Genomic DNA, 11,594 nt, shown 5'->3' on the forward strand with positions numbered 1-11,594 from the left:
TCTTTATGCTTTATAAAACAAACAAAATACCCGTAACCGCTGTAGGTTAGTAAAGCCGTCGGAGCTCATTTGCAGGTATATATTATTCTCATCTATAGCCATTGTGTACCAAACGGGCGGGCGGATGGATTCAACTAAAGTTTCACCAACTACCGACACGTAAAACACCGGCACCACATAGTACCTGCCTTCAATGTCTTTATTGTGATTGATAACAAAGTTGAGTGGCGATGAGCTATGGGGATAGGCCAAAGCGCCGCTGTCAAATTCATACTTCGCAATCGGCAGTATAAAACCCTGATCGCTGGATAAATGCCTGAGCGTGCTTATTCTTACGAAGTTGGCAATAGGAATGCCTGCGCCCGCAGGAACTGCTGTTACACTTTGATAAAGTGGCCGGGGTACTTCATCCTCGTACATGGCATCTACCGTATTCGTTTCCACCGCCACGAAACCGCCATTAACCCCGCCGGAAAAAGCGACAATTTCATCACCGATTACCATTAACCCGGCAGAAATATTACCGCCTGTAATTTCACAACCGGATATAATCACATTATCGCCAATGGCCTTGCAGATACCCGTCAATGCGGCTTTCATGCCCGATTGCATAAATGCCAGCACATCCTGATAAAACAGCAAACCGCCCTCGTTGTCTAACTTTAAAGTGTTCATGTGTATTTTAGTTCAAACGTTTTAGTTGGAGTTTTATATTTATCTACCTGCGCCCTAACTCTTTGCTCATTTAGTATGATATCTGCCGGTACTTTTACAACAAAATCAACGCCCTGGGCTTCGCTTTCAGCTTTACGGTACAGTACCGGAGCCGCCCCGCCCTCACTTTGTAGCGGCATCGTTATCGGTTTATCCTCAACAACCAGGTAAAACACAGCAGTATCGAAATAATCCGGTGCTGTTATGCGAATCCGGCGTAGGTCAAAATCATAGTTATCATTTAAGAAGGCTTGCAGATAGCACACTTGCGGTGTGATCGTCAGCTCTCGTTCTGTTTCGATCTTAAAATTCATAAAGGAAGCATATACAAAACCGATCGGCGACAAAAGCGAGCGCAACAATGCCATCAATCGGCTTTTGCGCAGCCGAACCGGCACAAGCTGATACATCAGCCTGTTCAGATCAACGTCGTATATTTTCCTATTAAACTTCATTAAACGATATGTATTCAATTACAAGATCACTGTCATCCAAAAAACGGTAATAGCCGGCGTCGGGCGTGGCCACGTCTATCACAGTTACCCATTCAAAAAGCGCATATTTTGTTTGTACATATTGGATGGGGCACAGACTTATACCTTCAATCTGCTTCACAAAAACTTCATGATTTTGGGGCGCGTATGTGCCGTTAAAAACAATCTGCGTTAGGTACTCCTTAATTGCGGCACGTGCTACGTCTGTAGCGCTGCCGTCAATACGATCGCCGGTTGCATTTATAATCAGCGGATCATAGTAGATCTTCCAACCCATACGGATGCGATCCGGCACGTTGCTTTCCTTTACGATTTTTACACCTGCTGGCTGTACAACATCTAAATAAGCTGTAAAGCCGGTCATTTCACCTTCTGTCAATTGCCTAAGATCGCCGTCCGTTTCGCTGGCCATTTTCAACCTCAGGTAGGGCTTGCCAAACCCATCAAGCGCCTGTGAGCAGGACGCATGCATAATGATGCTGGCCGCTTCGATCTCTTCCGGCGTCAAAGCCGAAGTGTCATACTTGTCCGTCTCACCATCGAGCGTATAACCATGCAAATACCCTTTTGCCAGGCGAACAATTGCGCGGGTGGTGAACGGTGATTGGTTTGTACGGTAATCGATGACGTCCGCGCGAAAAAGATCGAGAATGCTTTCAATCCACCATCCGCAGAAGGAAAAAATTTCAAACAGTATATTTTCTATACTGGCCGCGCTAAATTCTTGATCAAACGTTTTATTTACGTCAAGCCCATAAGCCAACTGCACAGATTCATTTTGTATAAATAAATCTGTCATTTGCTTCTTTATCTCTGTCTTCGTCCTTGCCATTAGCTTACTTTAAAATCAAGTCCTATAATCCAAAATCCTATCCCGTCCGGCAAATCGCCTGGAGCAGATGAGGGCTTTACCCTCTCCGTTTCAAAATGCTGCGTTACGAATTTGTTTCGCATATCAGCCGTCAAAAAAGACTGCCCGTTTGTTACATCTTCAGTTAACGATGTGTCATTTTTTAGACACATATCGAGAACGGCATCAATAGAGCCGCTGCCCTGCATCGCTAAATCAATAACCTCCTGTTTATTTGCCGCTTTAATACTCCGCATCGATTGTTAATTCCGAGTTTGTAAATTCAATGCTCTTCACCTTTTGCAAATCCTGCTCTAAGTTTACCCGTATCTTACGCTTCCATTCGTTAAAGTCGTGATCGAGCAAACTGTTATCGAGGCCGACACCGAGGGTCGGCGCATCTTTAAACTGGCCGGGCTGATGCGCTAAAATCAAAGCTGTATTCTGATTTGTTGTTTCAGCCAAAACAAAACCCAGCAACTTGCCATCCACGCCGCGCACCGCGTTCAACTTCAAGTCAAAATATTCATTTAGTTGTATGCCTATGCCTCTCATTGTTATACAATTGTTCCTGTACTTGTTGTCGTCCCCGTCTGCGAGGTTGCCGAACCTGTTGTACTCACCGCAATGCCCGCCGGAACCTCGCCCGTTCTAACAAATGCATCAATAGCATCGCTCAGCCGTTCTGCATATTCATCGTCGCTATTTTCTTCACGACTCCGCATGTCAGTCATCAAACCCAGTATAGCTGCTTTTAATGCCGCTTTATTTAATGCCATTTGTATTTACTTTAAAAGAAGATTATAATTCGATTCAAATTCAGTAACCTTTAACAAACTGTCCGGCAAAAGCCCATTCGTAGGGCCGTTGGCGGTAAAAAGTTTCAGCGTCTTTATAATATCGGCCAAATCATCAAAGAGGCTTTTCAAACTCACGCTATCGTTCTCTATCGACACCTTTTTTGTAATGCTATCTACTTCAATTTTAAGCCCTTCCTGTTCGTACTGCAACCTTTCAACTTCATCAATCCTTAAAACACACAGGTCTCGCATGTCGCCGGTCAAAGAGCCAATCAAAACAGTGCTGCCTACCTTCGGTAATGCCAATATTTTGTTGGCTTCGCCGTTGATGGTAGCTTTAAGCCGAACGTCAGATAATTCCAAATCTTTCACTTTCACTTTACAGCTTTCTCCATCCACACTAATCACCTCAGCAGCGATAATAGTAGCCTGCAAGCCAAACCGGCCCACACCTTTCAACGCTTCGTGTAACTCTCTGGCTTTGTCCATCAGTTTAATCTTATACCGAGCTGTATTTTTCTAACACCTCCTGAACTGCTTACTGTTGTCGTTACCGCTGTCACGTAATAACTTCCATCTTTTTTAGGGTAATCTTCATCAATTACTTTCGCGCTCATGCCTGGTTCCACGTAGGGGATCAGCCATCCGGTAATGCTTCCTTCATACCCATTATAACTGCGCAGACGATGTTCGTTTTCGGCCTTTTGCTTCATGCCCTCCTTTGTCATTCCACCAGCTTTTATAGTAACTTTTTCGCCGCCGGTTGTTCCAGCCCGCTCTTCAATAATTTTGCCTTTAGCATCTGTATTTTCAACAATCACTTCAATGCGCCTGTCCTCTTTAGTGCGATACTTTAAATCGCTACTTTCTATATTCTGCTGAAATGAATATGTCACATATCCATGCTTTTCGGTGTAAAGCGGATGTACGTTTAAAACCCCATCACGGATATAAATATTCCCCTTCGTTTCATCCTGTAGCTTTTGCAAAACATCATACCCGTTCGCAGCATTAATCACGAACTTTTCATACGTTATGTTCAGCGTTACATTTTGTTTTAATGCAACGCCGGTTTCGCTTAACACATACTGCACAATATCTTTCAGGCCCACACCTTTAAACTCTTTGTCTTTTACCGGCTTTCGAAGCAGGTATAAATCATCCTCACAGTTTAATATCAAAGAACCATCGTCTGTGTCTATCCGCCGCAAGTATCCTTCAAACTCGTCTTTTAAATTGTCGTCGTATCCCAACTGCACTTTTACCTTGTCGCCTGGGTTTATTTTATCTTCCACGTTAAGCGTGTAGTTAAACACGCTTGCGGGAAGTTTTATAATACACGTATCAGCCAGCAGATCAACGCTTTTATGTATCTCAACACTATCGAGCAAACCAAGCCGGTAGGCCCCTATATTAATCTGCCAACTGATTTTATGATACATTCTTATTTTCCTCAATTAATAACTGCCAATCTTTATCACTCGAAGCCTTAATCGTAAAATCCTGATTTGCTTCTCCGGCGGTGAAAGGGAAACTAAAATCTTCGATTGCCATTGCCGTAATACCGAGCGCTTCGAACAGGTCGCAAATCACATCTACTGGCTCGGCTGCTTCACAAATGCCTTTTAATCGCTCAATATCTGCTTTAGGATAAATGGCACTTTCAGCGTTCATAAAATATCCTTCTATCGTGATCGCATAGTCGTCCTGACTCCAACGCTCTTTTATGCTGCCGGTATTCTTTGCCTTTGCAACATTTCTTTTTACAATGATATTCCTCCCATCGACCGTTATGTAAGGTTCCCAGGGGAGTAGCCAAAAATCAGATTCAGGCGCAGTCCTCCTTTTTATCTTCAACGGCATTGCCATCGGTACGCCCATCATGGAAGCATACACTTCTTTTTTGTTTGCTTCCTCAATACCTTCAACCTCATAAGGCCGTCCGGTCAAAATGTCTTTTAATTTTAATATAAAACTCATTTTATGCAAGTGCCTGGCTCATTTGTATCGCCCTGGTCATTTCGTCAACAATTATATCGCGTATCTGTGTCGCACTTTCCTTCACACCCTGCACGGTTTGCACCGTTAATGTTTCAATCTGCTTTCCTATGTTTATATGTATGGTTGTGTTTCGGGTACCGCCTGTGGCAACAGCTTCGTTTGCTTTTGCGCGGCCTGAGGCTGCGGCAGCGTTTGCACCAGGCTTATTTTCATCACTGGCAAATGAAGTCTTTACCGGAGTTTCCGGCATGACAGAACTCATTATTTTATCCTTCGCTTTTTTTGCGAACTCAGTAAATCCTATGCCTGTATCTTTAAGCTGAATTTTACCCCACGCAATTTCTCGTTGGTCTTGAAATTTATTAACCTCACCCCTTGCCTTAGCTATTTCTTCAGCGCGTTTTTTAGCACTTTCAGAAAGCGCAGACAAACCAGCCGACGCAGCGTCTTTATTCCATATACTTTGGAAACTGTACCATGCAGACTTGAGCCTATCGATACCGGAAAGGAAAAAATCTTCTATATTCAACCAGGTTAAATAAAAGGATGATTTAAACAAATTCCAGCTTTCTTCTAAGTAAGTTACTAATGCGCTCCAAGCTGCTCCCCAGCCATCGTACCGATATATAATGTATCCTATCACTGCGGCCAAGGCGATAACTAATGCGATGACAACGCCAATCGGATTAGCTGCTAAGGCGGCATTTAAAAGCCACTGTGCACCCGTCCATAAAGATGTCGCCAATTTTACCGCACCCATTATAGTATTATAAATGAGCATAGTGCCAGTTATCGTAACAACAAGCGCCACGAAGCCAGTTAGTATTGGGTTTCCGTTTTCAATTTCCTCGTATAAGTAATTGAACCATCCACCTACAATTGCCAATAAATCAATTAGCCCGAAAAACAGACTGCCGAGCACATTAAAGACCGGCTGTAATTTATCGAGTAAGTCAGGCATTTTTTCACCAAAACGTTGTATGTATGAAATAGCTCGTTCAAAGAATTCACTATTTTTTTCACCGAAATCAGTGAATGACTTACCAATGATTTCTTTTGCAGAATTCCAAAGAGCTCCCATCGTTTTCCCTTGCCGTTCCAACGCACCCTCATAAATTCCGCCTTTTCCTGCGGCCTTTTCCAATGCATCGGAAAGCTGTTGATAAGTAACCTCCATTTTCTGCACTTCATCAACCGACTTCCCGGTTGACTGGCTTAACAACTCATAAATGTTTATGCCCGCAAAACCAAACTGCTTGATATCCATTGCCGTTGCTTTCCCAACGGTTTTTATTTGTTGCAGGTTAGAAGCCATATTTGATAATTCAGCATCGCCTTTACCAACCGCTGAAATAGCATTGGCGAGGTTTAACGCATCTTTCCTGGCCTGTACTGCCGAAAGTCCGGATGATATCAGCGCCCTATTCACATTAAGCAATGAATCAGTTTCAAACGGCGTCGCAATAGCGTCATAATTTATCTGATCATATACCGCCCTTGCTTGATTGCCGACAAACGTCTCCAACCCCGCAATATCTTGTTGCCTCTGTGCTAAACCGTCAAACATTCCGCCCATCAGCTGGGGGCCTAACATGGCAAATTGTGCAGCCGCAAAAGCGACCAGACCACCCATTGCTATCTTGAAGGTCGAAATACCTCCAGATGATGCTCGTTGTAAAGAATTGTCCAACTGATCAACTTCTTTATTTAAGCGAGTCACGCTCTGTCGCTCCGCGTCGGTTTGTTTTTGAAGCTGATGAATATTTTGTCCGGCTGAATTAACTCCTGCAACTTTTTTGAGAGAATTGTCGAGGTACTCCACGTTATGTTGAAGCTTATAAATCGATTCGCTGGCATTATTTGAGCCTCCGGTCACCTTTTGAAGTACACCAGTCATGCGATCTTTGAGCGACAATATGTATTCTAAATGCTTCATTATTTTTCAGACATATCCTTTTGCGTTGTTCTTATCCAATCTAAATCAACCCACATTTGACAAACCTGAAGCACAGGTAGATTGTATGGTTCTACATTAAAATAATAACGGATCAATGAAAACATCTTCCGCCTTTCATCGATCCGTTTTTTATGATGTTCACACCAATCGGCGTAGGACAATTCTTTCCCTATTGTTTCTGTTTGCGTTGGCTCGTCGGGAACACGAATGCCGTAACGGGCATCCGCTAAATTTTTTCAAATTCTACTTCAGCGGCCTCAATCATTTCATTCATTCTCTGACCAACCGTACGAAGTCCCTCTTCGGTAGTGATATCGTCGCCCCCTATTTTACAAGTATTGAAAAGTGTGATACCATATTGTGTAAGCATTCCTCGGGTTAAATTGGCACTCGCAAAGTCTATCTCTTTATTCGTGGGCTTTCTGACAAAAGTGATTTTTTCTACTCCACCCTCAATCACCTTAAACTTCCCTAACAGCCCGTATTGTTGCTTCCATTTTTTCACCTGTTCTGCGCTGATATCAGCGCCTTTAATTACATTTTCCATTGTGTGTGTTTATATTAAGAAAACTTGTTACTCTATAATGTCCATTGCGATGGCAGGAAGCGAAACTTTAACGCTTTTATCACCCTGTGCTACTTCTTTACCTCCTTCGGTAAAAGAGATGCCGATGATTGTTGCAGTACGCGGCGGACGACCTTCGGCAGGGTTGCCAAATGTTACAGCTGCCGTAACTTGCTTTAACCTGGTAATATCTCCCATCGGCGATGCCGCCACTAAAAGATCATAACCGCCGTCCAGCATTTCTATTTCAAGATCATAGCTGTCATTCCCCCGTTTTATCGCCAGGGGCTTGCCACCTTTGCCATATACACCCTCTTTATCTGCCTTCCGGGCATACTTCACGCGCGTAATTTCAATTACATCGCGGCCTGCAAGTATCAGCGATAAATCAACCCAGCCGTATAAATTAGAATCGAACATTGTTTTACTTTTTGATGAATAGTTGATTAATTAACTGCTATACCGGTACCGCCTGAAACCCCAGATAAACGTCGATGTATCTTGCGTAGCCAAAAGGGCGAACCCTTACACGAACCATAATTTTACCAGAGCTGGCAACGTTTTGGTTGGGATCAATGATAACCTGGACGCCTCTGTCACCATTTTGCAGATCAGCGCTTAATTCTCCATTAGCCGTCATTTGTTGGCTGATAGCGCTTAGTATGTTACCCTGCCATGTTTTTATAAAACCATCCTGTAGGGTATAATCCGCATTCACAGGGACCTCATCCAATAATTCATTGATCATGGTATCATACGCCAGGCGATAAGCTTTGTCAACAGTACGCCGCGCTGTGATGTGATTATAATCATCCGATACAACAGTAGCCAGGTTGTCATCGCTAAAATAGTAGCCACTGCGGCCAACGATCGTGCGAAAAGTTATAAAGCCTTTGTCGTGAATGCTTTCAAAATCCGAGGCATCAACCGTGAGCGCACCAATGTATAATGCAGCAGCGGCAATTGTGCCGTCTTTTACACGTCCAATATTGCGCTGTACCGGATTAGCAGCTATGCGTCCACAAACCAGTCCAACGGCAGCTTTGTCGCTATCAGCAACGGTGTCGCCGATTAATACGGCTACGCGGTTATCGGTTCCGGTATTAATTGCTTCCAAATCAGCAGCCGTGCCACTAAACCCTGCACCTTCGATTATTGCGAACAAGGGAGCATATTTTGTGTTAGTCGCCCATTCGCAAAGCGCTTGGGCATTGGTCATAGCAGTGTAAACGTCCCCGTCCAATCCGTCGGTAATGGTCGGGGTGTACCCCGCCGCTGGTTTGCGACTAAAAGCAATCCAGCGGAGACGCCCATTGGCAGCATTAATTAGTTTTTTACCATACTCCTGCGCCTGATCAGCCATATCGCTGAGCTTCACCGTATCTGCAAGGCCCATAATCCATAGCTCTACGTTGATGGCAGCTTCAGTATAGAATTCGCTGACAATTTTAAAAATCTCCGGGTTGTTGTCGGCTGTAATGCCTAATGTTTCAAGGTCTTCAAAGCGGCGAATAGAATAGGCAGTAGCAAGGTTAAATTTCCCAGCAACTGCAACACCCGTACAGACAATACCACCCACACCATCTGGCGATGGCACGGTTTGTCGCAGGTTCCCGTTTTCAAACTGTATAATTACGCGAGGTAAAGCCATTTTACTAAAAGGTTGATTGTTGAAATTTGGTTAATCTAATGCGCCGCTGTTACTCACTTGCCTTGCCGGATTCCTTATCGTCTGTTTTCTTTGGGGCAGATTTTTTGGGAGCACTTTTTTTGGACGCTTTTGCAGTTTCCTCTCTTTTTGTAACTGCGGGGGGAATAGTAATTTCAGAACCGATAGGGGGCTCCGGCACTATTGTTTCTACCTCTGTCAGCTTATTGCTTCGGTAATGAACCTTAACCGGCTCTTTACTTTTAAGCGTTTCTGACTGGTGCATATTTGCGTCACCTTTTTCGTGGAAGATTATTCCATCGGCAGTTTCATAGCATTTATCACGGCCCGGGTAATCTTTAAAATATGATTGAATGTTTTTAGACATTTCCAAATGTTTTGATTAAGGAATCTATTTATAAGGGTGCAGCTTACGGGCTACACCCTATATCGAACCCCACACACAATTACGCTGCTGCATCCGAAGCGATCGCCCCGATAGCCTTGTTCTCAAAGGGCATCACAATGAAGTAATGGCGATAGTTTAGTTCGTTGCTTTGGTTTCGAGGATTCAGCGCTGCTGCAAGGAAATACTGTTTTGTTTTACCTGTTTTCTTACCTACGTTACTTTCGTGGTAGGCAACAGAGGCTGCGTAATCACCAGCTGCGGGTGCCGCTCCGAAAGCTTTCTTTGCGCCGGCGGACGTGTACAGCGGCATATTGATATACTGATAAATATCAAAGCCTGCGATATTAGGCGCGAGATCGCCTTTTTTATAGTTCACCAGCTGATCGCCAAAGTTTTTCCGATCTTTCAGCAAGTCATTCCAGTGATCCGTACACAACACAAGACGCCTGCCTTCCACATCTATACCCGCCTTATCGAACGCATCTTTAAGCGCAACCAAGTCTTCGTAAATCAACATTTTTCGACCACCGAAAGCTTCACCAGTGGTACGCAATACAGGCGTAGCAGCAGTATGAGACGCTGGAGCCATTGCGTGGATGGCCATTCCCAGCTTCTTTTTGGTAATCGCGCGGATGTGCGATTTTGTTGCTTCGTCGATTTTGTTGTACGATGCGCCCATAACCTGGTCATCATTCAGCGTCGTCACTTCGGTTTGAAACTTATTCAGCTGAAGGGTTGCATTGTCGTCGGTGTACTCAACCGCGTCAATGGGATAGGTTGTGTTGTTAACCAACACTTCGGGCTCGAACGTGCTCAAGGGTACATGAATGATGTTCTTTTCAGTTTCAGTTCCAGCGCCGAGCTCTATCACGTCGCCTTCCACCTCACCGATGCCATCTAACCAGGGCGCTTTTAACGCCTGCTCCATCATGCGAATTACGCGTTTGAGCCATATTTCAGGAAAATTGCCTGCCATTGTATTTTAGTTTATTTATTTGAATATTGGTTTTAAGTTTAGGCGCTGCTTACATCCCTGCAACCAGCTCGGCGTAAGCTTCAGGTTTTTCAGCCTTAAACGATTTTTGAGCAGAAAGCGATAGCTTTTGGAAATCTTCCATCGTTTTAACTTCACCCGTAGTACCTGGTGCAGGGTTATTAACCTGACCGGAAAGGTTTGTTTTCGCAGGTAAAGCTGCCAATGTGGAAGTGGCAAGCGCTTCATTGTCCGTTGCGAGCTTCAACCAGTCGGCCTTAGCAGTTGCGTCAATTTTTCCAGCATTGATTGCATCGTCAACGATCTTTTCCGCTGCCAGCTTCTTTTGTTCGAGCGCCGCGTCTTTCAATGATTTAAGGGCCAGGTTAGCAGCACTAAGCTGTTGTTCCGAATTATCTAATTTGCTTTTTAGATCGCCGATGGCGTTATTAAGAACGTTCTCATCGACTCCCTCGGACGGGTTGGTAATTGATTTATCCAAGCCCAGCGCCACTAAACTGGCGACACTTAAGATTATTTTCTTCATTGTATTTTCTTGTTTTGAAAAGTTTGTATCGACATGAATGCCGCTAAGGCATAATTTGATCTCATCTTCGGAAAGCACTTGATAATCGCCATCTTTTTCAACATACAGCCGGATGGCGCTGGCATTGGAAGGAATTGCAACGATAGAAACCTCTAACAGTTCGCATTGTGTTAATAGCCATTTGCCGTTTGGTTCCCGTTGCATGTGTTCGGGATTGAAAAGCAAGCCCATGCTACAGGCCTTTAAAAAATTCCGATCTACTTTACCCGATATTTTCTTTGCCCGCTCATCTTCAAGATCAAACACCGGGCGTCCGGTTAAATGCGCATCTGAAAGGGCTACATCTTCCCAACGACCGATCACATTCTGCGTATCTGCCCAATGCCCGTCCAGCATTACCGGATTTTCCTTAAATCTGGAAAGAGCTATCCCGGAATTAGCAGTTCTAAACCCGTAGGTGTTGTAAACATTTTCATCATTAAAAATGAAGGATTTTGACATTGATACTTTTTGAATGATCGCTCTGGAACACAAACATAGAGCGGGTTTCAGGCGTTGGCAAAAAGGTGTGCAGACCTTGCGCAAGTATTTCAAAAAGGGTGATTTTGAAGCCAGTTTTGTAGTACAAAACGGTAC

At 44.1% G+C, this 11,594-nt stretch carries 16 protein-coding genes; all 16 read right to left on the reverse strand.

Annotated elements, in window-relative coordinates:
* Positions 1–3: 3 nt before the first annotated feature.
* Positions 4–675, reverse strand: a complete 672-nt coding sequence (locus ABDK00_RS16845; protein WP_346236164.1) for a hypothetical protein — start codon at positions 673–675, stop codon at positions 4–6.
* Positions 672–1,169: a hypothetical protein gene (locus ABDK00_RS16850; RefSeq protein ID WP_346236163.1), complete on the reverse strand. Its 498-nt coding sequence runs from the start codon at positions 1,167–1,169 to the stop codon at positions 672–674. Before ABDK00_RS16850 ends, ABDK00_RS16845 begins: the two co-directional genes overlap by 4 nt.
* Entirely contained in the window at positions 1,159–2,040 is an 882-nt protein-coding gene (locus tag ABDK00_RS16855; protein ID WP_346236162.1) for a hypothetical protein, read from the reverse strand. Before ABDK00_RS16855 ends, ABDK00_RS16850 begins: the two co-directional genes overlap by 11 nt.
* Positions 2,040–2,315, reverse strand: coding sequence for a hypothetical protein (locus tag ABDK00_RS16860; protein WP_346236161.1), 276 nt, complete (start codon positions 2,313–2,315; stop codon positions 2,040–2,042). Before ABDK00_RS16860 ends, ABDK00_RS16855 begins: the two co-directional genes overlap by 1 nt.
* A complete protein-coding gene (locus ABDK00_RS16865) occupies positions 2,302–2,613 on the reverse strand; it encodes a hypothetical protein (protein ID WP_346236160.1) in 312 nt (103 codons plus the stop codon). Before ABDK00_RS16865 ends, ABDK00_RS16860 begins: the two co-directional genes overlap by 14 nt.
* A 2-nt stretch (positions 2,614–2,615) precedes the next feature.
* Complete coding sequence (locus ABDK00_RS16870) at positions 2,616–2,837, reverse strand: hypothetical protein (RefSeq protein WP_346236159.1); 222 nt, start codon at positions 2,835–2,837, stop codon at positions 2,616–2,618.
* A gap of 6 nt (positions 2,838–2,843) precedes the next feature.
* Positions 2,844–3,347 carry a hypothetical protein gene (locus ABDK00_RS16875; RefSeq protein WP_346236158.1) on the reverse strand — a complete coding sequence of 168 codons (504 nt, stop codon included), beginning with the start codon at positions 3,345–3,347 and terminating at the stop codon, positions 2,844–2,846.
* Positions 3,347–4,300, reverse strand: coding sequence for a hypothetical protein (locus ABDK00_RS16880; protein WP_346236157.1), 954 nt, complete (start codon positions 4,298–4,300; stop codon positions 3,347–3,349). Before ABDK00_RS16880 ends, ABDK00_RS16875 begins: the two co-directional genes overlap by 1 nt.
* Entirely contained in the window at positions 4,290–4,838 is a 549-nt protein-coding gene (locus ABDK00_RS16885) for a DUF6046 domain-containing protein (RefSeq protein ID WP_346236156.1), read from the reverse strand. The genes ABDK00_RS16880 and ABDK00_RS16885 overlap by 11 nt, the downstream gene beginning before the upstream one ends.
* A gap of 1 nt (position 4,839) precedes the next feature.
* Positions 4,840–6,795 carry a tape measure protein gene (locus ABDK00_RS16890; RefSeq protein WP_346236155.1) on the reverse strand — a complete coding sequence of 652 codons (1,956 nt, stop codon included), beginning with the start codon at positions 6,793–6,795 and terminating at the stop codon, positions 4,840–4,842.
* Positions 6,796–7,042: 247 nt separating this feature from the next.
* Positions 7,043–7,363, reverse strand: coding sequence for a hypothetical protein (locus tag ABDK00_RS16895; protein WP_346236154.1), 321 nt, complete (start codon positions 7,361–7,363; stop codon positions 7,043–7,045).
* Positions 7,364–7,390: 27 nt separating this feature from the next.
* On the reverse strand, positions 7,391–7,801 hold the full coding sequence (locus ABDK00_RS16900) for a hypothetical protein (RefSeq protein WP_346236153.1): 411 nt from the start codon (positions 7,799–7,801) through the stop codon (positions 7,391–7,393).
* 37 nt (positions 7,802–7,838) lie between these two features.
* On the reverse strand, positions 7,839–9,032 hold the full coding sequence (locus tag ABDK00_RS16905) for a DUF2586 family protein (RefSeq protein ID WP_346236152.1): 1,194 nt from the start codon (positions 9,030–9,032) through the stop codon (positions 7,839–7,841).
* 49 nt (positions 9,033–9,081) lie between these two features.
* The gene (locus ABDK00_RS16910) at positions 9,082–9,417 is read right to left on the reverse strand and encodes a hypothetical protein (protein WP_346236151.1); all 336 of its coding nucleotides are present in this window, start codon (positions 9,415–9,417) and stop codon (positions 9,082–9,084) included.
* A 79-nt stretch (positions 9,418–9,496) separates the two neighbouring features.
* Positions 9,497–10,414, reverse strand: coding sequence for a hypothetical protein (locus tag ABDK00_RS16915; RefSeq protein WP_346236150.1), 918 nt, complete (start codon positions 10,412–10,414; stop codon positions 9,497–9,499).
* Positions 10,415–10,463: 49 nt separating this feature from the next.
* Positions 10,464–11,552, reverse strand: coding sequence for an HK97 family phage prohead protease (locus tag ABDK00_RS16920; RefSeq protein ID WP_346236149.1), 1,089 nt, complete (start codon positions 11,550–11,552; stop codon positions 10,464–10,466).
* Positions 11,553–11,594: the final 42 nt, after the last annotated feature.

Origin of the sequence: Niabella insulisoli (assembly GCF_039652435.2) — a bacterium.
Lineage (GTDB): Bacteria > Bacteroidota > Bacteroidia > Chitinophagales > Chitinophagaceae > Niabella > Niabella insulamsoli.